A 23,093-nucleotide genomic window follows, 5' to 3' on the forward strand; every position below is an offset into this window, starting at 1 on the left:
AGCAGGGGAACCGTGTCGCGGCACGGCTCCTCCCGCAGTGTCGTTCCGACCCCGCCGCGGGCTCAAACCCATTTCGGTAGGTGGACTCCGGCGGGCGCCGCGCGGCCGTACGGCGCCGGGGCGGCGCGGACCCCCGGCCGGTTTTCCCGCCCCGTGCACCGGCGGGTGATCGACAGAGTAAGGTAAGCCTTACCTCTGCCGCAGGTGGCGGGTACTTCCAGGAAGGTGTCAGGTCAGGATTCCGTGCGGTTATATCTGCTGGCGCGCAACCCCACCGACTCGGTCACGGACGGCTTCCTCCCCGCCGCACGCCGCCTCGGCCTCGACGTCACGGTGCTCACCGACCAGCCCGCCGCCCACCGGCTGCGCGCACCGGAGCCGGAGACCCTCGGCTGCGACGTACGCGACTTCCGCGCCGTGATCGCCCGCATCTCCGCCCACCACCGCCCGGACGCGGTCTTCACCAACAGCGACCACCTGCAGACGCAGGCCGCGCTCGCCGCCGATTACTTCGGGCTGCCCGCCAAGAGCTGGCGGGCCGCCCACGCCACCAAGGACAAGGCCGAGATGCGCCGCCGGCTCGCCGCCGCGGGCACCGATCCTGTACGGGCGGCGGAGCTGCCGGCCGGGGCGGACCCGGCGGCGCTGGACATGCCGTACCCGTGCGTGGTCAAGCCGCGCGAGGGTGTCGCCAGCGAGGACGTGGTGCTGGCGGCCGACGCAGGGGAGCTGGTGCGGCGGTGCGCGGAGATCCGGGCGCGGCGGCCGGGCGAAGCGCTGGTGGTGGAGGAGTTCCTGGCCGGCGAGCTGTACACGCTGGAGACGCTGGGCGACGGCCGCGTACGCCACCTCCTCGGCGGCTTCCACACCGAGCTGTCGCCGCCGCCGTACTTCGCCGAGGAGCGCATGTCCTACGTGCCCGCGCACCCCGGCGACGTCACGGCCCAGGTGCTCGGGCAGCTCGACGCGCTGGGCGTCGGGTTCGGCGCCTGCCACACCGAGTTCGTGGTGAGCGGGGGCCGGGCGCGGCTCGTGGAGGTCAACTACCGCGCCATCGGCGACCAGTGCGACCTGCTGCTCGCCCGGCTGCTCGGCATCCCGCTCTTCGCGCACATCCTCCGTACGCACCTGGGCGAGCCGCTGCCCGCGGACCTGGGGGTGCGGACCGACGGCCGGGCCCGGCTGTCCTACCCGTGCGCGGACGCCGCCGGGACGCTGACGGCCGCGCCGGGTCCTGCGGACCTGGTGGTGGACGGGGTGGAGCTGACGTACCGGCCGCTGCGCGCGGTGGGCGAGCGGCACGAACTGCACCGCACCAACCGCGACTTCCTCGGCGTGGCCCGCGGCATCGGCACCGACCAGCGGCGGGTGGACCGGGCGGTGGCGGACTTCCTGGCCGCGCAGCGCTGGGAGATCACGCCGTGACCGGGGCCGCGCCGGACTCCGCGGGCGAGATGGACGCCGAGGAGGCGGAGCTGACGCTGCGGGTGCTGAGCACGCTGCTGCGCGAGGACGCCGCCGGGCTGCGCACCCGTACGACGGCGCAGGAGCGGGCGGACGGGCGCTGGCTGCGCCTCGCGGACCCCGCCGGTAGCGGCGCGCTGCTGCTGCCCGTGGCGCCGGACGGCTTCCAGGGCACGTACGGCGCCCGCCTGCCGCTGCTGCTCCGCGAGAGCGGCGGCGCGACCGCCGAGGTCACCGGGCTCGACGCCGTCCTCGCCGCCCTGGCGGGCCGCGCCGAGCCCGAAGACCGCGACGGCTTCGCCGGCTTCGCCGCGGAGTGCCGGCAGGCGCTGGCCGCGGCGCGGCTGCACAGCGCCACCCGGGACGCGACGGCCGCGGCGCTCACCGCGCGGTACGGGGCAGAACCGGCGCGCTGGACCGGGCACGCGGGCACCCTCGCGTACGACGCGCTCGCCGCCCGCCTCGACCACCCCGTGTACCCCGCCTCGCGCGGGCGCGCCGGTCTCGGCGAGTCCGAACTGCGCGCCTACGCCCCCGAGTTCCACCCCCGCTTCGCCCTGCGCTGGCTCGCCCTGCCGTACGACGCCCTCACCCTGCGCGGCACCCTCGACCCCGCCGCGCAGGACCCGCCCGCCGGCTGGCCCGCTCCCTCCGCCCTCGGCCTGCCGGCCGCGCTCGACGGCACCCATCTCGCCCTGCCCGTCCACCCGCTGACCCCCGGCGGCCCGCTGGAGGGCGCGCTGCGCGCCACCGGCCTGGCCGAACGGGCGGCGCTCGCCCCCGTTCCGTACCTCGACGTGGTGCCGACGCTCTCGATGCGTACCGTCGCCTCGGCCGCCGACCCCCGGCTGCACCTCAAGCTGCCGCTGGCCACCGCCACCCTGGGCCTGCGCAACCGGCGCACCGTCAAGCCCGCCACCCTCGCCGACGGGGCGACCGTCCAGCGGCTGCTGGAGGCCGTCGTCCGGCGCGAGCCGCGCTTCCGCGGCACCGTGCTGCACGCCGACGAGACCGCCTACGCGCACGCGGGACACGACCTGCTCGCCGCGCTCTGCCGCCGCCAGCCCGCCGGGCTCGACGGATCCCTCGTCGTCCCGCTCGCCGCCCTACTGGCCCCCGCCCCCGGCGGCCGGCTCGTCATCGACCACCTCGCGGAGCGCTGCCACGGCGGCGACCCCCTCGCCCTGCTCGACGACCTCCTCACCCTCCTCTTCGACTTCCAGACCACGCTCTTCGGCTACGGCGTCGCGCTGGAGTCGCACCAGCAGAACGTCTCGCTCGTCCTCGACCCGCCCGGCCGGACCGCGACCGGACGCCCGCGCGTACGGCTGCTGTTCAAGGACGACGACGGCCCGCGTATCCACCACGCCCGGCTGCGCGCCGCCCTCGGGCCCGACGCGCCTGCCCCCGGCGACTTCGCCGACGCCCGCACGCTGTGCGACGGCGACGGTCCCGTGGCCGACGTCTTCGCCACGATCACCGTCCATCTGTGCGCCGGGGCCTACGCGTTCGGCCTCGCCCGGCACGGCCGCGCCCCGCTCGCGGCGCTGCTCGCCCTCGTACGCGACCGCCTCGCCGAGGCCGTCGGCCGGCTCGGCACCGGACCCGGCGAGCCGGGCGCCGTGCTGCGCGCGCACGTGCTGACCGCCGGGCACCTGCCGGTGAAGGCGATGGTCACCGCCGGGACGCTTTTGTCCAAGGAGCGCTCGGGGGCGGCCGACATCAACAAGCACTACACCACTGGACCGAACTACCTCCGCGCCGCCGCCTCCGGGCCACGGCCCGGCACCGTCCCGTACCCGTCCACCGGCTGGAACCGTTGATGCCCCTTACCGCCTCACCCGCCACCGTGCCCGCGACGGCCTCCCCCGCCGACCTGCCGACAGCCGACGAGGCCGTGGCGCACACCCTGCTCAACTGCCTGCTGCGGGAGGTCTGCGGACCCGAGCGGCAGGCCACCGTCGACGGCGGCCGGCTGCTGCTGCGGCTGTCCCGCCGGGGCGTGCTGCTGCGCGTGGCGGTGCGCCGCACCTCGCTGCTGGGCGCGCACCGCTTCCGCGGGCCGGTCGCCGAACGGCGGGACGGCGACTGGGCGGAGGCGGGCTGGCGGCGGCTGGCGGAGCTGGTGCAGGACGAGCTGTCGGCGCGTACGGGCGTGCGCAACGACGAGTTCCTGGAGCAGGTCGCGGCCAGCCACCGGGGTACGGCCGACGCGCTGGCGGCGGTACGCGAACGGCCCGCGGCCGCGGCAGGCGCCGGGCCGCTCGCCGTGTATCTGGACTCCGAGCAGTGTCTGCCGCTCGGCCACCGCTTCCACCCCACGCCCAAGGCCCGCGGCGGCGGCACGGCCGCCTGGTCCGCGTACGCCCCCGAGGCCGGTGCCGCCTTCCCGCTGCGCCACCTCGCGGTACGGGCCCGTCTGACCGCCGAGGAGACCGCTCGGCCCGGCGCCGCCGCCCCGCTCGACCGGCTCCGCCCGGTCCCGGACGGCTACCGGCTGCTGCCCGTCCACCCCTGGCAGCACGAACTCCTCGCCGGCCACCCGGCGCTGCGCGCCGCCCTGGACCGCGGCGACGTGCTCGACCTCGGCACCGGCGGCCCGCCGTGCACCCCGACCGCCTCCGTGCGCACGCTGCACACCGGCGACGGCTTCCTGAAGTTCAGCCTCAACGTGCGCATCACCAACTGCGTGCGGAAGAACTCCCGTTACGAGCTGTCCGGCGCAGTCGCCCTGACCCGGCTGCTGCACCCCGTGCTCGACGCCCTCGCCGCCCGCCACCCCGCCGCCGCCCTGCTCCGCGAACCGGCCTACCGCAGCCTGGCGCTGCCGGGGCCCGGCGGCGCGCCGGACCAGAAGCTGCTCGAAGGCTTCGGGGTGATCGTCCGCGACGGGCTGGCCGGCGTGCTGCGCCCCGGCGTCACCCCGCTGCTCGCCGCCGCCGTCGCCGACGAGTATCCGACCGGCCCCGCGCACCTCTCCCGGCTGCCGCCCGCCACCGCCGCGCAGACCGCCCTCGACTGGTGGTCCGCGTACCTGGAACTGCTCGTCCCGCCCGTCCTCGCCGCCTACTTCGACCACGGCGTGGTGCTGGAGCCGCACTTGCAGAACGTGCTGCTGTGCGTCGACGCCGAGGGGATGCCGGCGCAGGTGGTCTTCCGCGACCTGGAGGGCACCAAACTGCTGCCCGGCCGGCACGCCGGCGCCCTCGCCGGGCTGCCCGCGGAGGTGGCGGGGCCGATGACGTACGACGAGAGCCGCGGCTGGCACCGGGTGGTGTACTGCCTGCTGGTCAACCACGTCGCGGACATGCTCGCCGCGCTCGCCGACCTGCACCCGCGGTACGAGGCCGCGCTGTGGGCGCGGGTCCGCGCCGTGCTGCTGGACTGCGCCCGCGACCTCGGCGACCCGCCGCGGCTGCGCGCCCTGATCGGCGGGGCGCCGCTGCCCGCCAAGGCCAACCTGCTGACCCGCTGGGGCCGCCGCGCGGACCGCGAGGCGGGCTACGTCGACCTGCCGAACCCGCTCGCCGCCCCTCCCCCCGACTCGCCCCGCCGGAGCCACCGTTGACCGCCCCGACCCCCGGCGTGCTGGCCCGCCTCGGCACCCTCGCGCCCGACGAGCTGCCCGCGTACGTCTACGACCTGGCGGCGCTGCGCACCCACGCGGCCGCCGTACGCACCGCCCTCCCGGCGCCCGTCGAGCTGTACTACGCCGCCAAGGCCAACCCGGAACCCACGGTCCTGGCCGCCCTCGCGCCGTACGTCGACGGCTACGAGGTCTCCTCCGGCGGCGAACTCGCCCACGTCGCCGCCGCCGTGCCCGGCCGCCGCCTCGCCTTCGGCGCGCCCGGCAAGACGCCGGAAGAGCTGGCCGCCGCCCGCGCGGCGGGAGTGCACCGCGTGCACGTCGAGAGCCTGCACGAGCTGCGCGTGCTCGGCGCGCAGACCGCGGACGCCCCGCCGGACGCGGGCGTGGACGTCCTGCTGCGCGTCAACCTGCCCGTCGCCGACGGCTCGCTGGCGGGCGGCGCGCTGGCCATGGGCGGCCGCCCCTCCCCCTTCGGCCTGGATCCCGCCGACGCCGACGAGGCCGCGCGGCTGCTCGCCGGGGGCGCGTACCCGCGGCTGCGGCTGCGCGGCGTGCACGCGCACCTGGCCAGCGGGCTGGACGCGCCGCGGCTGCTCGGCGTGGCGCGCTCGGTGGTGACCGGGGCGCTGCGGCTCGCCGGGCGGGCCGGGCTCGGCGCGCACGCCCTGGAGGTCGACGTCGGCGGCGGCATGGCCGTCGACTACGCAGAGCCCGAGGGGCGGTTCGACTGGCGGACGTACGGCGACGGCCTCGCGGAGCTGGCCGCGACGCACCCCGGGCTGACGCTGCGCGTCGAGCCGGGGCGGGCGCTGACCGCGTACTGCGGCTGGTACGCGACCGAGGTGCTGGACGTCAAGCGCAGCCACGGCGAGGAGTTCGCCGTGGTCCGCGGCGGCACCCACCATCTGCGCACCCCGGCGACGAAGGGCCACGACCAGCCCTGCACCGTCCACCCCTCGCCCCGCCCGTGGCCGCACCCCTGGCCGCGGCCGGCGGCGCACGGGGCGGAGGTCACGGTCGCCGGCCAGTTGTGCACGCCGAAGGACGTGCTGGCGCGGGGCGTTCCGGCAGCGGGGCTGCGTGCCGGGGACCTGGTGGTGTTCTCGCTGGCGGGCGCGTACGCCTGGAACATCTCGCACCACGGCTTCCTCATGCACCCGCACCCCGGCTTCCACTTCCTCGACGGACCGGGGTGAGGGGTCAGCGGCCGAGGAGGTGCCGGCCGCGGCCGGTCAGCCGGTGCACCACGTGCGCGCCCGCGCGCTCGCTGCGCACCAGCCCGGCGCCGCGCAGCACCGTCAGATGGCCGCTGACGGTCGACGCCGGCATGCCGAGGCGGGCAGCGACCGACCCGGTGGTGGCGGTGGCGGCCAGCGCGTCGAGCACCCGGGCGCGGGCGGTGCCGAGCAGCGCGGCGAGCGCGGGCGGCGGCCGTCCCGGGCCAGGGCCCGCCGGGTGGCGGCGTACCGGATAGACCACGACCGGCGGCAGGCTGGGGTCGGCGATCGCGATCGGCGCGGTGTGGCAGAAGAAGGACGGGATGAGCCGGACGCCCCGGCCGCGCAGCCGCAGGTCGTAGTCGACCGGGTACGGCGCGGTCAGCACCCCGCCGCGCCACCGGAACGGCCGCAGCGTGCCCAGCACCGCGGGCATCCCGCCGTCCAGTGCGGCCATCCGCCACTCGCGGTCGGCGGCGATGGTGGCCTCCACCTCGCTCCACTCCGGCACGATGAGCCGCGCGTGGAACTGCCGTACGGCGTCCGCGACCCGGCCGAGCTGCGCCCGGTCCCCCGCCGCGAGCCGCCGGGTCCACGCGGGCAGCGGCCGGTGCCGGGCGGCCTCGCGCAGCTCGCGCGCCAGCCGCCGGCCGGGCGTGGCGAGCAGCGTCTCCAGCGCCGCGGACAGGCCCTCCTCGGACTCGACCGGGGTGAGGAAGTCGGGGAAGTACGCGGCGTCGGCGGGCGCCAGGTCGCGCAGCAGCCGGCAGGCGGCGCGCAGTTCGCCGCCGTGCAGCCGCGCGGCCGCGCGCCGCCGCCACGGGCGCAGCCGGGCGGGCAGCCGGGCCGGGGGCGTGCTGAGCACGTGCAGCCCCAGGATCGCCTCCCACATGGGATCGGCGGTCCCGGTCAACTGCACGTGCCGGAAGTCCCGGTCGCCGAAGTGGATGCGGAGCGTGCCGGCCATCCCGGCACGCTAGGCCCCCGAACGCCGCGGCGGCCGTGGGCTTTTCGACCGAGCCGGAAAAGCCCCGCCCGCCGCGCCGCGGGCCGCCGCCTACGATCCGTGGCCTGACACGGGAGCGCACGAGACCGGGCCGGCGGACCCCGGCCCGGCGCCACGAATCGACACGGCCCAGGAGGTCATGGTGAGCGAGACCCGTCCCACCCGCCGGCGCGTACTCAGGGCCGCGGGCGGCCTCACGGCGGCGGTGGCCGCCGGCGGCGCCGGCGTCCTCGCCGCGGCGGCACCCGCCGGCGCCGCGAACGACGGCTTCGGCCTGCGGATCACCGACCGCAACGAGTCCGACCCGCGCATGTGGTACTACCGCTTCGCGACCGACGCGATCGGCTGGGACCCGGGCGTCAACGTCCTGCTCCCCGACGGCTACCACGGCAGCGGGCTCCGCTACCCGGTGCTCTACCTGCTGCACGGCGGCGGCACCGACGCGGACTTCATCCAGTTCGACCGGCTCGGCATCCGCGCCCTGACCGCCGGCAGGCGCGTCATCGTCGTGATGCCGGACGGCGGCCACGCCGGCTGGTACTCCAACCCCGTCTCGTCCAACGCCGGGCCGCGCAACTGGGAGACGTTCCACATCGCCCAGTTGCTGCCCTGGATCGACGCCAACTTCCGTACGTACGCGGAGTACGACGGGCGCGCGGTCGGCGGGTTCTCGATGGGCGGCTTCGGCGCGCTGAAGTACGCGGCCAAGTACTACGGGCACTTCGCCTCGGTCAGCTCCCACTCGGGCCCGGCGAGCCTGCGCCGGGACGCCGGGCTCGTGGTGCACTGGGCGAACGTGTCGTCGGCCGCCGTGGAGCTGGCGGGCGGCACGGTCTACGGCGCGCCGCTGTGGAACGAGGCGCGGGTCAGCGCCGACAACCCGATGGAGCGCCTCGGCAGTTACCGCAACAAGCGGGTGTTCCTGGTCGCCGGCACCAGCCCCGACCCGGTGAACTGGTTCGACACCGCCAACGAGACCCAGGTCCTGGCCGGCCAGCGGGAGTTCCGCGGCGCCCTCGCCGGCGCCGGCATCCCGCACGAGTGGCGCGAGGAGCCCGGCGGGCACGTGTTCCGCCCGGAGATGTTCCGCCAGGACCTCGACGGCATCCTCGCCCGGCTGCGCAAGGCGTAGCAGCCGGATCCGGTACGTACACCCCCACGTCCCCCACCACCCCCACGACCCCCCACTCCAGGAGACCCGATGCGTCAGCACCGCACTCCACGCGCTCCCCGCTCCCGCCTCGTCCCGACCGCCATCGCCACCGCGCTCGCGGCCACCGCCGCCTGCGCCGTGCTCGCCGCCCCGGCGACCGCCGCACCTGTCGAGGGCCCCGGCCCCACCGTGGCCTCCGTGCTGGAGCGCGGCACCGCCTCCGGCACCGCCGTCGTCAGCGGCCAGAACCGCCCCGGCACCCGGCTGCACGTCGACGGCGAACGGACCGCGGCCGCCCGTACCCTGGACGTCGACTACCAGGTCCAGGAGACCGGTTACTGGTGCGGCCCGGCCGCCACCCGCATCGCGCTGTCCGCGCGCATCGCCCCGCCCAGCCAGGGCGCACTGGCGGCCCAGCTCGGCACCACCGAGGCCGGCACCGACCACATCGGCCAGGTCACCGGCGTGCTCAACGCCAACCTCGGCACCGGCTGGTACGAGACCAAGGAGATGCCGAACGACCCGCCCACGCAGGCGCAGCGCGACCTGCTGTGGCGGGACATCGTGCTCGACGTCGACAACGGCTACCCCGTCGTCGCGAACATCGTCGCCCCGCCCGGCAACCAGCCGCCCGGCTACCCGCCGGACCAGACGATCTACCACTACTTCACGGTGATCGGCTACGACGACGCCCAGCGCACCGTCCTCATCGCCGACCCGGCGTCCTTCGGCGGCAACCAGATCTACTGGCTCTCCTTCGACCAGCTCGCCACGCTCATCCCGCCGAAGGGCTACGCCGCCTGACGCCCCCGCCGGGTGCGCCGGGGCCCGTCCGCGGGAGGGCGGGCCCCGGCGGCTCTCACAGGCGGCGGGGCAGGCCGCGCAGGATCTTGCCCTCGGTCGACAGCACGTAGTCGCCGCCGTCGAAGCGGCGGGTGCGCGCGAACATCAGGTACAGGTACTTGAAGTTCTCCGCGAAGGCGTACGCGGGGAACAGGTCGCCCTGGCGCATCGGGGAGGTCGTCACGTCCTCCAGGATCGTGTAGCCGCCGGGGACCCGGGCGTGGGCCTTCATGCCCTCGAAGTACTGCCACGCCGTGCGGCGGTAGAAGTCGTCCTTCGTCAGCCAGTACAGGTCGAAGGCGCCGTTGACGTACTCGGGCCGGAACTGGTTGCCCCGCGAGGTCGGGGTCATGGTGCCGTAGTCGATCTCCTCGGGCAGCACGGGCCAGCGCTGCAGGACAGACTCCCACGAGCGGTGGTAGCGCTCGCCCAGGCGCCGGTCGCCGCCCTTGGCGACCAGGCCGCCCCAGAACGACGCCAGCTCGGACTGGCGGCGCCCGGTGGTCTCGCCGGTGGCGAAGTCGACCTGGCGGTACCAGACATGGCCGTCCCACTCCTCCACCAGGTGCTCGGTCATGGCGCCGTTGAGCAGCCGCCACCAGCGCAGGCAGTCGCGGTCGCCGAACAGCTCCCAGGCGCCCCACAGATACTCGTAGAAGGAGTCGACGGGCGGGTTGGGGCCCTGGTCGGTCGGGTCGGTCCAGCGGCCGGTCTCGACGTCGAGCCGGGTGCCGAGGAGGTCGAGCGAGGAGCGCCGGTCGAGCACGGCGCGGTAGGCGCGCTTGGCCGCCTCGTAGTACTTGCCGTCGCCGGTGAGCTTCGAGAGCATCCCGAACTCCAGGATGTTCGTGCCGATCTCGGCGAGCGGCGGGGTGGTGCCGTGCACCTCGCCGGTGCGCAGGTTGGCGCGGGTGTACGGCATGCCGGTGGGCGACTTGGTGAACGCCGGCAGCAGCCGGTCGGTGAAGTCGACGCACAGGTCGAGCAGCGACTGCCGGCCGGTGACGAGATGGCCGGCGAGCAGCCCGCCGACGACACGGATGATGGCCTCGAAGACGTGGAAGTCGGCGTCGATGTCGAAGTCGAGGTTCTGCTCCAGCCAGTCGGCGGCCTCCGTCAGGTCGTCGTCCAGCTCCATCACGTACAGCGTGTCCAGCGCCTCGATCACGGACAGGCCCACGGGGTGGCCCGCGGCGAAGAACTCGTTCGAGGTGCCGGAGACGGGCCGTACCTCGTCGTGGCCCCAGGCGGCCGCGCGGTAGCCGTTCCAGGCGTGCAGGAACTCGGCGCGGATCTCGCGCGCGGCGTACGGCCCCGCGGGTACGCGTACGGCGGCCGCCGGGTGCACGGCGGGTCCCGGCACGGCCCGCGCGGGCGCGGCGTGCGCCAGCGCGCCGGTGCCCGCGGCGGACGTCGCGGCGGCGGCTGCCAGCAGCCGGCGGCGGGAGAGAGGGGTGCGGTGGTGTGCGGCGGTGCCCATCGATGCTGCCCCTTCGCGGTGTGGACGCGCCCCCCGACGCGTCTGACATCGTTGTCACGTGCGGTCGTGAATCGAGGCTAGCGGGGCTGGGGGCGGTGTCAATGGTGCCCGCGGAGTGTCGCGTTGCGCGCGGGACGGGTTCCGCCGCGCGCGGCCGGTGCGCCGCGCGGTCCGCAGGGCAGTGGGCGTACGCGCCCACGGCACCCCGCGCGAGCCCCCGCGGCGAGCGCCGTCCGATGGGGCATCATCGCGCCATGACCGACTCCGCAGCCGCCGCGGGCGGCGGGCGGGTGGCGCACGGCCGGGTGCCGATGACGGGCCGCGACCCCGGGGAGCGCGGCCGGGGCGTCACCCCGCTGGAGCTGCTGTTCGACCTGACGTTCGTGGTCGCCGTCGGCACCGCCGCGTCGTTCCTCGCCGAGATGTCCGCCGGCGACCACGCCTGGCGGGCGGTGGTGGCGTTCACGCTGGCGATGTTCGCCATCAGCATCGCGTGGATCAGCTTCAGTTGGTTCGCGTCCGCGTTCGGCACCGACGACTGGCTGTTCCGGTCACTGACGATGCTGCAGATGATCGGCGTCGTCATCTTCGCCCTCGGCCTGCCGGCGATGTTCCACTCCGTCGAGAAGGGCCACCACCTGGAGATCCGCGCGATGGTCATCGGCTACGTCGTGATACGGATCGCGATGGTGGCGCAGTGGTGGCGGGCCGCCCGGGAGTCACCCGAGTACCGCGACGTGTGCATGGCCAACATCCGCTGGACCGTGATCGCCCAGGCCGGCTGGCTCGTGGTGGGGTTCACCAGGCTCTCGTTCGCGCTGGTGATCGTCGCCTACGTGGTGTTCACCGCGCTGGAGCTGCTGCTGCCGGTGTTCACCCAGGGCGGCGCGGGCGGGACGCCGTGGCACCCGCACCACGTCGCCGAGCGGTACAGCCTCTTCGCGATCATCACGCTCGGCGAGGGCGTCGTCGGCACCGTCGCCTCCTCCGGCGGCCTCCTCGGCGGCCCGGACGGCACCGAGTGGACGGCGAACGCCGTGGCCGTCGTCGTCGCCGGCGTCGGGCTGACCTTCGGCATGTGGTGGGTGTACTTCACCACGCCCTTCGGTGACATCCTGGTGCACCGGCGCGCCCGCGGGTACCTCTTCGGCTACGGGCACATCCCCGTCTTCGCCGGCATCGCGGGCGCCGGCGCCGGGCTGCACGTGGCCGGGCTGTACCTGGAGCACCATGCCGTGATCGGCGAGACGGCCGTGGTGCTCTCCCTCGCGCTGCCCGTCGGCCTGTACCTGTTCGTCATCTACGCGCTGCACACCCTGCTGCTGTCCGCCAGGGACCGCTTCCACGTGCTGCTGATCTCGCTCACGCTCGCCGTGCTGGGCACGGCGGTGCTGCTCTCCGCCGCCGGGACGCCGGTCGCGGTGTGCCTGCTCGTCGTGATACTCGCCCCGTTCGTCACCGTCGTCGGCTACGAGACGGTCGGCCACCGGCACCAGCAGCGGATGCTGGCGGCGCTCAGAGCCCGCCGTTCCCCGTCGTGAGCAGGAACTTGCCCACCGCCACCAGCAGCCCGAAGAACACCGCGACGCCGATCAGCACCACGGACACGCCGCGCGCCGCGCGCTGCGAGCGCCCCGACAGCCGCCGCGGCGAGTCGTCGGCCTGCCGGAAGCCCGCGGCCACCACCCCGGCGCCGCCCAGCAGCACGGCGGCCGCCACCCACCACCACTCCACGTACGTCCCCTCCCGGTTCCCGTCCCCGCACACGCCCCGCACCCGGCATCCGCTCCCGGTGTCCAGCCCCGCGAGCGCGATTCCCGTACGCCGGGACCGCGCACCTCCCGGTGCGCCGCCTCCGCGGCCGCACCTGCTCCCTCGCGGCTGCTACTCCTCGATGCTGCGCAGTTCCAGGCCGAGCGCGCGGAACTGCTCGACGGGCCGGTGGTAGCCGCGCTCGATGTGGTGGACCCCGCGCAGCGTCGAGCCGCCGGTGGCGACCGCCGCCGCCAGCACGGCGGAGAACCCGGCGCGGATGTCGGGCATGGTGACGTCACCGCCGCGCAGCCCGCTGACGCCGCGCACGACGGCGGAGTGCAGCGCGCCCGTGTCGTGGTAGCGGCAGGCGGGGCCGCCCAGGCAGGTGTCGTACACCTCGATCTCGGCGCCCATGCCCTGCAGCGCGGAGACGTACGCCAGCCGGTTCTCGTACACCGTCTCGTGCAGCACCGACATCCCCTCGGCCTGCGTGAAGAGCACCATCAGCGGCGTCTGCCAGTCGGTGGCGAAGCCCGGGTGGGTGTCGGTCTGCACGGCCGCGGCGCGCAGCGTCCGCGGGGCCGAGGCCGTGATCCACTCGTCGGTGATCTCGAATTGGGCACCCATCCGCGCCAGCGTGGTGATCGGCGTCACCAGCCGGTCCTGCGGGCAGCCGTGCACCCGCACCTCTCCCCCGGTGACCAGCCCGGCGACCAGGTAGGAGAACGCCTCGATCCGGTCGCCGCCGAGCCGGGTGGTGGCGCCGCCGAGCGCGTCGACGCCCTCGACGACGATCCGGCGGTCCGGGTAGAGCGAGATCCGCGCGCCCATGCGCTGCAGGAACAGCGCCAGCTCGACGATCTCCGGCTCGGTCGCGGCGTTGCGGATGACGGTGCGGCCCTCGGCCCGTACGGCGGTGAGCAGCACCGTCTCGGTGGCGCCGACGCTGGGGTACGGCAGGTCGACGCGGGTGCCGCGCAGCCGGGCGGCCCGGGCGTGGATGCCGTCCTCGGCCAGCTCCACCTCGGCGCCGAAGCGGCGCAGCGCGTCCAGGTGGAAGTCGACGGGCCGGCGGCCGATGGGATCGCCGCCGACCATCGGCACGAACGCCTCGCCGGTCAGATGCAGCAGCGGCCCGAGCAGCAGGATCGGGATCCGGTTGAGCCCGGTGAACGCCTTGTCGACGCTCGGGTCGGTCACCGGCGCCGGCACGACGGTGACCTCGCCCTCGGCGCGCTCGACCTTCATGCCCACGTGCTCCAGGATCCGGGCGGTGATGCCGACCTCGCCGACGTCGGGCGCGTTGCGTATGGTGCTCGGCCCGGAGCCGAGCATCGCGGCCACCATGTGCTTGCTCACCGCGTTCTTCGCCCCGCGCACGGTGACGTCACCGCGGAGCGGTCCGGACGGCTCGATCTGCCACAGCTTCCCAGTCACCCGTGCAGCCTACGACCGCGCACCCGGGCCCCCTCCCCCGGCCCCGCGCCGGCTCCTTACCAGCTCCCGGTCACGCGGTCGTCCCGAACGGGTGAGGGAGGCCGTGCGGCCCACACGCTGCGCAGCTGTCTGCGTACGCTGTGGTGGTCTCACGATCACGGCGTGGACGGACTGCCCCGGGGGTGCCATGGGATTCGGCTTCGGCCAGCGGCGCGGCGGAGAACTCCCCGTGGAGCTCACCGGCTTCGTCGGCAGGACGGAGGAGATCGCCCTGATCCGCGCCGAGTTGGCGCGGTCCCGGCTCGTCACGCTGGCCGGCCCCGGCGGGGTCGGCAAGAGCCGTACGGCGATGCGCGCCGCCACCGGGCTCACCGCCCGCTTCCCCGACGGCGTATGGCTGGCGGAGCTGTCGGGGCTGCGGGATCCCGAGCTGCTGCTCACCTCCCTCGCCGCGGTGCTGGAGCTGCCGGAGCAGCCGGGCATGGGCACGCTGGACGCGATGGTGGCGCATCTGCGCGAGCGCCGGCTGCTGATCGTCCTCGACACCTGCGAGCACCTGCTGGACGCCTGCGCGATGCTCTCCGACGTGCTGCTGCGCGAGGCCCCGGGCGTGAGCGTGCTCGCCACCAGCCGGCAGCCGCTCGACGTGCCGGGCGAGCGCTGCCTGACGATAGCGCCGCTGGATCCCGCCGACTCGCTGGAGCTGTTCGTGCAGCGCGCGGCGTCCGTGGTGCCGGGCTTCGCGGTCACCGACGCCAACCGCGAGCAGTTGCTCGCGCTCGTCGGCCGGCTCGACGGGATGCCGCTGGCGCTGGAGCTGGCCGCGGTACGGCTGCGGGCGGTGCCGCTCGCGGAGCTGGCCAGCCGGCTCGACCGCCGCTTCGAGGTGCTGACCGGCGGCCGGCGCACCGCCCACACCCGGCACCAGACGCTCCGTACCGCCATCGGCTGGTCCCACGAGCTGTGCACCGCGCACGAGCGGCTGCTGTGGGCCCGGCTGTCGGTCTTCGCCGGCTCCTTCGACGTCTCGGCCGCGGAGCGGGTGTGCGCGGGCGGCAAGCTGGCGCGCGAGGACGTGCTGCCCGCGCTGATCGGGCTCGTCGACAAGTCCGTGGTCCAGCGCACCGGCGAGGACGGCGACCGCTACCGGCTGCTGGACTCCATCCGCGAGTACGGCGCCGACTGGCTGGCCCGCGCCGGCGACGTCGAGGCCGTACGCGAGCGGCATCTGGCATCCATGCGGGAGCTGGGGCAGCGCTTCTGGGACGAGCTGCTGACCCCCGCGCAGCTCGGACTGCACGCGGCCGTACGGGACCGGATCGCCGACCTCCGGGTGGCCATGGCCTACGCGTACGACACCCCCGAGCGGGCCCGCGACGGCCTGTGGCTGGCGGCGCAGCTCGCGCCGTACTGGCGCGCCGCCGGCACCCTGTCCGAGGGCAGGCACTGGATCGACAAGGGGCTCGACCTGGCCCCCGCGGTCTGCGAGGAGCGGGCCTGGGGCCTGCTGATGACCGGGATCTTCGGGATCTGGACGGCCGACCTGCCGACGGCGGCGGAGCGCTTCCCGCTGGCGCGGGACGCCGCGGACCGGGCGGGGTCGGAGCGCGTCGGCCGGTTCGCCGACGCGTATCTGGGGGCGCTGACGGCGCTGGGCGGCGAGGTCGACGAGGGCCTGGCGGCACTGGCGGAGGCGCGGCAGCGGATCGTGGCGGCCCGGGACGGCCTGGGGATGGGGGTCGTGCACTACGAGGAGGCGCTGCTGCGCGCAGTGCTGGGCGACACCGGCCAGGCGCTGCGGCTCTGCGAGGCGGGCCTCGGGTATCTGGAGGGCACGGGCGACCGGCAGTTGTTCGCCTCCACGCTGGTGATCCAGGGCGCCATCCAGTGGCTCGCCGGGGAGTACGAGACGAGCCTGGAGCCGCTGCACCGGGGGCTGGAGGCCGCGGGCGAGATCGGCGAGGCGCTGATCGTGGCGCTGGCGTGCCTCGCGCTGTCCTGGCACGCCGCCCGCGAGGAGCGGTACGTCAAGGCCGCCTGGCTGCTCGGCTACGCGGAGAACACCCGGCGCCTCAGCGGCGACCCGGTGAGCATGCTGCCGTCGCTGCTGGAGGAGCAGGAGTCGGTGGAGAAGGCGGTGGCCGAGGCGCTGGGCGCCGAGGAGTTCGTACGGTGGCGCGGGCGCGGGGCGCGGCTGCCGGGGGCGGCGGTCCTCGCGGCGGTACGGGCCGACGCGGACGAGCCCCCCGGCGCGGCGGCGACGGACCCCGCGGCGAGGGCGCTGCCGGAGGCGGACGGCAGGACCGCGGCGCCCGCCCTGACGCGGCGGGAGCGCGAAGTGGCCGCGCTGGTCGCCCAGGGGCTGTCCAACCGGGAGGTCGCGGAGCACCTGGTGATCTCCAAGCGGACGGCGGACGCACACGTGGAGCACATCTTCGCCAAGCTGGGGATCACCTCGCGCCGCGAGATCCCCGCCGTCCTGGAGTAGGTGCCGCTCCCGGGCGGCACCGCGGCCGGTGCGCGGCCCCGGCCGGCGGGGGTACGGCCGCTGCCCCGCGCCCGGCGGCGCCCCGTGCCCGTACGCTCGGCCCATGACGATCACGTACGAGTGGCGCGGCGAGTTCGGCAACGCCGACGTCAACGTCCTGCATGCCGAGGGCTTCCACCACCGGGTCCTGGACATCGACTGGCGCGCGCAACTGGACCGGCACAGCCTCGGCTGGGTGTGCGCCCGGGACGGCGATGCGCTCGTCGGCTTCGTCAACGTCGCCTGGGACGGCGGCGTGCACGCCTTCGTCCTGGACACGGTGGTGCCCGCGGCACGGCGGCGCGAGGGCATCGGCGCCGCCCTGGTCGCGGCGGCGGTGGCAGGTGCCCGCGCGGCCGGGTGCGAGTGGCTGCACGTCGACTTCGACGACGAGTTGCGCCCGTTCTACTTCGACGGCTGCGGCTTCGAGCCGACGGCCGCGGGCCTCATCCCGCTGACCGGCTGACCCGCTGACCCGACTGAGCGGCCGACCGGCCGACTGGCTGAGCGGCCGACCGGCTGACCTGCGCGCACCGCGGCGACGGCGCGGCGCCACCGCGCGGCCACCGGCTCGTCGCCCGATCGCCGCGTCACATGTCGCCCATGGGCGGCTTTGCGCCGTTGCCCGGCCGGCGGCCGTGGCCGGAGGATAACGGTCGTCGGGGCTCCACGAAGCCGCCTGGGGAGGCCGCATGAGGTCGAGCAGCCGGATCCGCCGCGTCACCGCCGTCCTGGGCGGCGCGTTCGCGCTCGTCGTCGCCGTACCGCACGCCGCCTCCGCGGCTGCCGCCGCACCGCCGCAGGCGCTGCCGGCCAACGCGGACGGCCTGGAGCAGACCTTCCAGCCCGCGTACGACTACGACACCGACGGCTGCTATCCCACCCCGGCCATCGGCCCCGACGGCACGGTCAACCCGGGGCTGGAGCCCGGCGGTGCGCTCGACGGCGGCTGCCGCGACGCCGCGGACCTGGACAACACCAACGGCTACTCGCGCGCGAAGTGCAACAACGGCTGGTGCGCCGTCGTCTACGGCCTCTACTTCGAGAAGGACCAGGCCCTGCCAGGCACCGGTCTCTTCGGCCACCGGCACGACTGGGAGCACGTCGTGGTCTGGATCCGGAACGACCAGGCGCAGTACGTCTCGACCTCCGCCCACGGCGACTTCGACACGTACCCCCGCGACCAGATCCGGTGGGACGGCACCCACCCCAAGGTCGTCTACCACAAGGACGGCGTCGGCACCCACGCCTTCCGCCCCGCCACCGGCAACGACGAGCCGCCGGAGAACCACCAGGGCGGCTGGCAGTTCCCCGACCTGGTGGGCTGGAACGGCTATCCCGCGGGGCTGCGCGACAAGCTCTCCACGACGGACTTCGGCAGCGCCAACTTCGGCCTCAAGGACTCCTCCTTCGTCTCCCACCTGGAGAAGGCCCTGCCCGCGGGCATCCCGTTCGACCCCGGCGCGCCGTAACCCGCGCGCCGGCCCGGCCGGTTCACGACCCCAGCAGCGACAGGTCCTTCTTCGTGATCGTCGCGGTCTCCAGCAGGTCGGTGATGAGGTTGTGGTTGAGCGCGTTGCCCACCGGCGGCGGCACCTCCTTCGCCAGCAGCCCGTGCACCCCCTTGCGGCTGAGCTCCCGCCGCACGCCCGAGACGACGTGCGCGGCCGTCTTCTCCGTCCAGTTGCGGTGCGGTTCCCGCCGTTTCAGCTCGTCCGCGACCTGGGCCCAGGTCAGCGGCTGCGGCTGCGGGTCGCCCTGCAGATAGCGCTGGGCGAGGCAGACGATCACGAGCCGCTCGTCGTCCTCAAGTTCCCGCTCGTCACTGAGGGTCGACTCCTCCTGCACGGTCGGGCCGCCGGCCGCACCGCCGGACCTGGCCGCGGAGATCCGCACCTCCAGCAGGTGGTCCTGGCGGGGCGAGACGACGAACAGCGGGGTGTAGCCGGCGGGCAGGAACGCCTGGTCGCCGCGGTGCACCAGCCGGGAGTCGGGGAAACGGATGGGCCGCTTCCCGGTGTTGGTCAGGACCCAGCGCGCGTACTGGCGGGTCAGGATCCCCTGCCGGCGGCTGACGTGCTGGTCGCCGCCGCCGACGCAGACGTGCACCTCGGGCTCGTTGCGCCCGAACACCACCGTGAAGCCCGCGTCCGGCGCCACGCTCATCCCGCCGTTCGCGCCGAGCACGAACAGCGTCTCCGGCTGCGGCGGCACGTCGGCGGGCGGCAGCCCGCGGCTGAGGCTGCCGACTTCCTTCGGCAGCAGAACGATCTTGCTCGCCATGACGGGTACCCCCTTCTCCGGATAACTGCGCCTCACCGTAACCATGCCCGCCCCGGAGGGGTCCCGAGCCCGGGAGACTACGGCCTGTCGCCCGGATCTTCGCCGGGCTCGCGACGGACCCTAGGCGTTCGAGTCGGCGGGCGGGGCGCCCCAGGCGATCTCGCCGCCGGCCTCGACGCTGTACGGTCCCGCACCGCGCACGGCGGCGGGTATGCCGGGGTTCGGCGAGCGCTGGGACATCCTCTTGACGCCGTCGACGTGGATCTCGTAGGTGACCTCGCCGTAGTGGGACAGTTCGACGCTCCAGGCCGCCTTGCCCTTCTCCCGGGGGACCTCGACGGTCTTGCGCCAGGGCAGCGCGACGTCTTTCAGCGTCACGGGCTCGCGGTTGACGGCGTACGTCATCTCCTCGACGGGTCCGTCGCCGGTCAGGGCGATCGCGACCGGGACCGGCTCGGGCGGCGGCGGGGCGGGCTCGGGTTTCCGGGCGGGCGGGGCGGAGTCCTCCGCCGCGGGGCGGGCGTTGTCCCGCGTCCCGGGCTCCGGGTCGTCCTCGCGCAGGCTGAGCAGGGCGACGGCCCCGGCGCCTGCCGCGAGGGCCGCGACGCCGCCGAGGAGCAGCCGGCGGCGCGGGGAACCGGCCGGTGCGAGCGGCGGGTTGGCGGCCTCGCCGGCGTGGGCGTCGATCGCCGCGAGGACCGGCGCGGGCAGCCAGGCGGCGCCGGGCGGCGGGGTGCCGGGGTCCTCGGCCGCGGCGAGGCGGGCGCCGAGCGCGGCGGGCGTGGGGCGTTCCGCCGGCTCCAGGCGGCGGCAGTCGGCGATCAGTTCGCGCAGGGCGGCGTCGTCCCCGGGTCCTGGCGGGTCGCCGGAGTCGGTGCCGCGGGCGTAGGCGTAGGCGAGGGTGGAGCCGAGCGAGTACACGTCGGTGGGCGGTCCGGCCACGGCGCCGGCGACCTGCTCGGGCGACATGAAGCCGGGGGTGCCGGCGGGTTCCGCGGGCTCGGCCGCGGCGGCGATGCCGAAGTCGACGAGCTTGGGCCCGTCGGCGGTGAGCAGCACGTTGGCGGGCTTGACGTCGCGGTGGACGACCCCGGCGCGGTGCACCGCGGCCAGCGCCTCCGCGAGCCCGGCGGCCAGCCGGCGTACCGAGTGGACGGGCAGCGGCCCGAACCGCTCCACCGCCTCGTGCAGCGAGACGGACGGCACGAACTCCGTCGCCATCCACGGCACCCGGCCCCCGGGGTCGGCGGCGACGACCGGCGGGCTGTGCACGCCGCCCGCGGCGGCGGTGGCCGCGACCTCCCGCACGAAGTGGTCCCGCGCCTCGGGACGTCCGGCCCGTTCGGCGTGCACGACCTTCACGGCCACCAGCCGCCCGCCGCGGGAGCGGCCGAGGTAGACGACGGCCGTGGCGCCCGCGCCCACGCGCGCCAGGATGCGGTGTCCGCCCAGGGAGCGGGGGTCGTCGTGCTCAAGGGGCTCCACTCGTGCCTCCGTTCGGCCGGCGTGCGGTGGGGGGTCTGAGTGCGTGTACGTACCCGTCCGGGAGGCCGGCGAAGACCAGCCCGGCGGGGCCGGCCGTGACGGCGTGGACGTACTCGGCGCCGCCGTACGTCCACAGGACGTCTCCGTCGGACGGGTCCAGAGCGTACAGCCGCGGGCGGCCGCCCGTGGTGCCGTCTTCGGCAACACTTCCCCAGACGTGCACTGCACCGCCGGCGAGGCCCGCGAACTCCGCGTCCGGCAACCGCCAGACGGAGTCTCCGGTGTCCGCGCGCCATGCGTGGAGCAGGCGGTCCTCCGTGAGGTAGAGCATGCCGTCGCCGGCGGCGTGGACGGTGCTCGGGTACTCCAGCTCCCTCTCCCAGGCGACGGCCTTGTCCGCCGCGGCGAGGACGGCGAGGCGGAGGTAGGCGTCGCAGACGAAGACGAGGCCGTCCGCGGCGAGTACGGCGGTGGAGTTCTCGGCGGGGAGGCTCCACCGCTTCCCGCCGCCGGCGGCGTCGAGCACGTGGACCTCCTCGCCGTCGTCGGCGACCACGAACCCGGCGCCGGTGGTGAAGGAGAAGGCGGTGGTCCCGTCGGACCAGCGCTCGTCGCCGCTGCGGCTGTCCAGCGCGACGACGCCTCCGGCGCCGACGTAGGTGAGGCCGCCGGCGGCGGCCACGGCGTGGACGATGCCGAACTCCTCCCCGTACGTCCAGCGTTCGGCCCCGAGGCGGGGTCGAGGGCGAGGACGCGCTGGGTCTCGGCCCCCTGCGGACCGACGAGGTAGGCGGTGCCGTCGCCGGTGGCGAACTCCCCGTCGTCGCCGGAGCCCCAGCGGCGCCGCCACAGCTCGTCGCCGGTACGGGGATCGAGGGCCTGCACGCCGCCCTTCCCGCCGCCGTGGGCGAACACCGCGCCGCCGGCGGCGTGGAGGCCGGTGGTGCTCTCACCGCGGTAGCGGGCCCGTACCCGCCAGACCTCCGCCGCCTCGGCGGGCGGCGCGGCCCGGGCGCCGGAGTCCGTGCGCCGGCGGCGGTCGTCGGGGGGCGGGGTGCCGCCGGACGCGTCCAGCAGCGGGCGGGCGAGGGCACCCGCTCCGGCGACACCGGCGGCGGTCAGGGCGACGAGCAGGGCGCGGCGGCGGGGCCGGGGCGCGCCGCCACCGGGAGCGCCGCGGGGTTCGCCCCGCCCCGCCCCGCGGGCGCCCCCGGCCTCCCCCGCCTCGCCCGTGCCGGTCGCGGCCGTCTCGGCGAACGGGTCCGCGGTCGCCTCCCCGGGCCGCACCGCCCCTCCCCCCGGCCACGGCGCACGGGCGCTGCGGGCGTCGATCTCCTCGGCGAGCGCGGCGGGCAGCCAGCGCGTGCCGTGCACGCTCGCCGCGGGCTCCCCCAGCAGGTCGAGCACCGCGGCCGCGGCCGGCCGGCGGCGCGGCTCCGCGCGCAGGCAGGCCCCGACGACGCTCCGCAGCCTGCGGTCCGTCACGCCCGCGAGGTCGGCCTGCCCGCGCTGGATGCGCTGCAGCGTGTCGACCCGGTTGCCCGCGTCGAACGGCGCCCTGCCGGCCGTCGCGTACGCGAGCACCGAGCCGAGGGCGAACACGTCGGCCGGCGGCCCGGCCCGGCCCCCGGCGGCCTGCTCCGGCGACATGAACCCGGGCGTGCCGATCAGCGCGCCGTCCTGGGTGAGGGTCGCGGAGTCCTCGGGGCGGGCAATGCCGAAGTCGATGACGCGCGGGCCGCCGGGCGTGAGCATGATGTTGCCCGGCTTGAAGTCGCGGTGCACGAGACCGGCCCCGTGGATCCCGGCCAGCGCCTCCGCGAGCGCCGCGGCGAGCAGCCGCACCACGGCGGCGGGCAGCGCGCCGAAGGTCCCGACGGCCTCGTCCAGCGAGAGCCCCGGCAGATACGCGGTCGCCAGCCACGGCGGGTCCGCGTCCGGGTCGGCGTCCACGAGCGGCGCGGTGTACGCGCCCGTGACCCTGCGGGCGGCGGCGACCTCGCGGCGGAAGCGGGCGCGGTAGCGGCCGTCGCCGACCAGCCGGGGGCGTACGACCTTGACCGCGACGAGCGTCCCGGCGGGCGAGCGGCCGAGATAGACGACGCCCATCCCGCCGGCGCCGAGCCGCTCCAGCACGCGGTACCCGCCGATCTCCCGGGGGTCCCCCCGCTCCAGCTCCGCCAACGCGCCCCTCCCCTCCGCTCCCCTCCGCACCGGGACCGCCGTACCGTGCCGACGAGCCGAAGCGTAGGCCCACCGGTTGCCCCTCCGTTCATCCGCAGATGGCAGACTTGCGGCGGGTGCGGGTGATGCCGTACCCGAGGCGATGACCGCACGCGGAGAGGACCTGCTTGCCCATGAGCGTCTACGACGTCGAGCTGCACACCCTGGCCGGCGAACCCGCCTCGCTGGGGCAATTCCGGGGCACCGCGGTGCTCGCCGTCAACGTGGCGTCGAAGTGCGGTCTTACGCCCCAGTACGCGGGCCTGGAGAAGCTGCACGCGCAGTACGCGGCCCGCGGGTTCGCGGTCGCCGGGTTCCCGTGCAACCACTTCGGCGGCCAGGAGCCGGGCACGGCCCAGGAGATCGCGGCCTTCTGCTCGGCGACGTACGGCGTGACCTTCCCGATGTTCGAGAAGATCGAGGTCAACGGCCCGGACCGGCACCCGCTCTACCGGGAGCTGGTGCAGACGCCGGACGCGGACGGCGCGGCGGGCGACGTCCAGTGGAACTTCGAGAAGTTCCTGCTCGACCCGGAGGGCAGGCCGGTCGCCCGGTTCCGCCCGCAGACCACGCCGGACGACGCCGCGCTGATCGCGGCCGTCGAGGCCGTCCTGCCGCGCTGACGGAGCCT

The 23,093-nt window shown here is 75.7% G+C and carries 18 protein-coding genes and 1 pseudogene; 11 read left to right on the forward strand and 8 right to left on the reverse strand.

Annotation, left to right across the window (positions count from 1 at the left end; all coding sequences use genetic code 11):
* The first annotated feature begins 243 nt into the window (after window positions 1-243).
* From CXR04_RS01235 to CXR04_RS01250, 4 genes are read left to right on the forward strand one after another with little or no spacing between them, the layout of a single operon-like run.
* Window positions 244-1,425 (forward strand): ATP-grasp domain-containing protein, encoded by a 1,182-nt coding sequence (locus CXR04_RS01235; RefSeq protein ID WP_101420055.1) that lies wholly within the window; start codon window positions 244-246, stop codon window positions 1,423-1,425.
* Window positions 1,422-3,287, forward strand: coding sequence for an IucA/IucC family protein (locus tag CXR04_RS01240; RefSeq protein ID WP_101420056.1), 1,866 nt, complete (start codon window positions 1,422-1,424; stop codon window positions 3,285-3,287). Before CXR04_RS01235 ends, CXR04_RS01240 begins: the two co-directional genes overlap by 4 nt.
* Window positions 3,287-5,032, forward strand: a complete 1,746-nt coding sequence (locus CXR04_RS01245; protein ID WP_101420057.1) for an IucA/IucC family protein — start codon at window positions 3,287-3,289, stop codon at window positions 5,030-5,032. The genes CXR04_RS01240 and CXR04_RS01245 overlap by 1 nt, the downstream gene beginning before the upstream one ends.
* Entirely contained in the window at window positions 5,029-6,249 is a 1,221-nt protein-coding gene (locus tag CXR04_RS01250) for a type III PLP-dependent enzyme (protein ID WP_101420058.1), read from the forward strand. The genes CXR04_RS01245 and CXR04_RS01250 overlap by 4 nt, the downstream gene beginning before the upstream one ends.
* A 4-nt stretch (window positions 6,250-6,253) precedes the next feature.
* Here the strand turns inward: CXR04_RS01250 and CXR04_RS01255 are convergent, their stop codons facing one another.
* The gene (locus CXR04_RS01255; RefSeq protein WP_101420059.1) at window positions 6,254-7,237 is read right to left on the reverse strand and encodes an ArsR/SmtB family transcription factor; all 984 of its coding nucleotides are present in this window, start codon (window positions 7,235-7,237) and stop codon (window positions 6,254-6,256) included.
* A gap of 178 nt (window positions 7,238-7,415) precedes the next feature.
* Between CXR04_RS01255 and CXR04_RS01260 the strand changes: the two genes are divergently transcribed.
* A complete protein-coding gene (locus CXR04_RS01260; RefSeq protein ID WP_101420060.1) occupies window positions 7,416-8,408 on the forward strand; it encodes an alpha/beta hydrolase in 993 nt (330 codons plus the stop codon).
* A 69-nt stretch (window positions 8,409-8,477) separates the two neighbouring features.
* Window positions 8,478-9,233: a C39 family peptidase gene (locus CXR04_RS01265; RefSeq protein WP_101420061.1), complete on the forward strand. Its 756-nt coding sequence runs from the start codon at window positions 8,478-8,480 to the stop codon at window positions 9,231-9,233.
* 55 nt (window positions 9,234-9,288) lie between these two features.
* Here CXR04_RS01265 and CXR04_RS01270 read toward each other — a convergent pair whose 3' ends face one another.
* On the reverse strand, window positions 9,289-10,752 hold the full coding sequence (locus CXR04_RS01270) for a glycoside hydrolase family 47 protein (RefSeq protein WP_101420062.1): 1,464 nt from the start codon (window positions 10,750-10,752) through the stop codon (window positions 9,289-9,291).
* Window positions 10,753-11,006: 254 nt separating this feature from the next.
* Between CXR04_RS01270 and CXR04_RS01275 the strand changes: the two genes are divergently transcribed.
* On the forward strand, window positions 11,007-12,293 hold the full coding sequence (locus CXR04_RS01275; RefSeq protein ID WP_101420063.1) for a low temperature requirement protein A: 1,287 nt from the start codon (window positions 11,007-11,009) through the stop codon (window positions 12,291-12,293).
* Here CXR04_RS01275 and CXR04_RS01280 read toward each other — a convergent pair.
* The gene (locus CXR04_RS01280) at window positions 12,268-12,519 is read right to left on the reverse strand and encodes a hypothetical protein (protein ID WP_234379976.1); all 252 of its coding nucleotides are present in this window, start codon (window positions 12,517-12,519) and stop codon (window positions 12,268-12,270) included. The two genes, CXR04_RS01275 and CXR04_RS01280, sit on opposite strands and share 26 nt — an antisense overlap.
* Window positions 12,520-12,636: 117 nt before the next feature.
* A complete protein-coding gene (murA, locus tag CXR04_RS01285; protein WP_101420064.1) occupies window positions 12,637-13,944 on the reverse strand; it encodes a UDP-N-acetylglucosamine 1-carboxyvinyltransferase in 1,308 nt (435 codons plus the stop codon).
* A 187-nt stretch (window positions 13,945-14,131) separates the two neighbouring features.
* Here murA and CXR04_RS01290 point away from each other — a divergent pair, with 187 nt between their 5' ends.
* The 3 genes from CXR04_RS01290 to CXR04_RS01300 all read left to right on the forward strand — a co-directional run bounded on the left by CXR04_RS01290 (window position 14,132) and on the right by CXR04_RS01300 (window position 17,943).
* Window positions 14,132-16,432, forward strand: coding sequence for an ATP-binding protein (locus CXR04_RS01290; protein ID WP_101420065.1), 2,301 nt, complete (start codon window positions 14,132-14,134; stop codon window positions 16,430-16,432).
* Window positions 16,433-16,535: 103 nt separating this feature from the next.
* Entirely contained in the window at window positions 16,536-16,937 is a 402-nt protein-coding gene (locus tag CXR04_RS01295; protein WP_101420066.1) for a GNAT family N-acetyltransferase, read from the forward strand.
* Between the two features lie 226 nt (window positions 16,938-17,163).
* Window positions 17,164-17,943: an NPP1 family protein gene (locus CXR04_RS01300; RefSeq protein ID WP_101420067.1), complete on the forward strand. Its 780-nt coding sequence runs from the start codon at window positions 17,164-17,166 to the stop codon at window positions 17,941-17,943.
* A gap of 22 nt (window positions 17,944-17,965) precedes the next feature.
* On the opposite strand, the gene CXR04_RS01305 is transcribed toward CXR04_RS01300, so the two are convergent.
* From CXR04_RS01305 to CXR04_RS36800, 4 genes and pseudogenes are all read right to left on the reverse strand, one after another.
* Window positions 17,966-18,754, reverse strand: coding sequence for a hypothetical protein (locus CXR04_RS01305; protein ID WP_101420068.1), 789 nt, complete (start codon window positions 18,752-18,754; stop codon window positions 17,966-17,968).
* 120 nt (window positions 18,755-18,874) lie between these two features.
* A complete protein-coding gene (locus CXR04_RS36790) occupies window positions 18,875-20,239 on the reverse strand; it encodes a serine/threonine-protein kinase (protein ID WP_442802440.1) in 1,365 nt (454 codons plus the stop codon).
* Complete coding sequence (locus CXR04_RS36795; protein ID WP_442802441.1) at window positions 20,226-21,089, reverse strand: outer membrane protein assembly factor BamB family protein; 864 nt, start codon at window positions 21,087-21,089, stop codon at window positions 20,226-20,228. Before CXR04_RS36795 ends, CXR04_RS36790 begins: the two co-directional genes overlap by 14 nt.
* Before the next feature lie 563 nt (window positions 21,090-21,652).
* Window positions 21,653-22,453 (reverse strand): annotated as a pseudogene (locus CXR04_RS36800) (serine/threonine-protein kinase); the annotation flags it as partial.
* 143 nt (window positions 22,454-22,596) lie between these two features.
* Here CXR04_RS36800 and CXR04_RS01315 point away from each other — a divergent pair.
* The gene (locus CXR04_RS01315; RefSeq protein ID WP_101420070.1) at window positions 22,597-23,085 is read left to right on the forward strand and encodes a glutathione peroxidase; all 489 of its coding nucleotides are present in this window, start codon (window positions 22,597-22,599) and stop codon (window positions 23,083-23,085) included.
* The last annotated feature ends 8 nt before the right edge of the window (window positions 23,086-23,093 follow it).

This window comes from Streptomyces sp. CMB-StM0423, assembly GCF_002847285.1.
Taxonomy (GTDB): Bacteria; Actinomycetota; Actinomycetes; order Streptomycetales; family Streptomycetaceae; genus Streptomyces.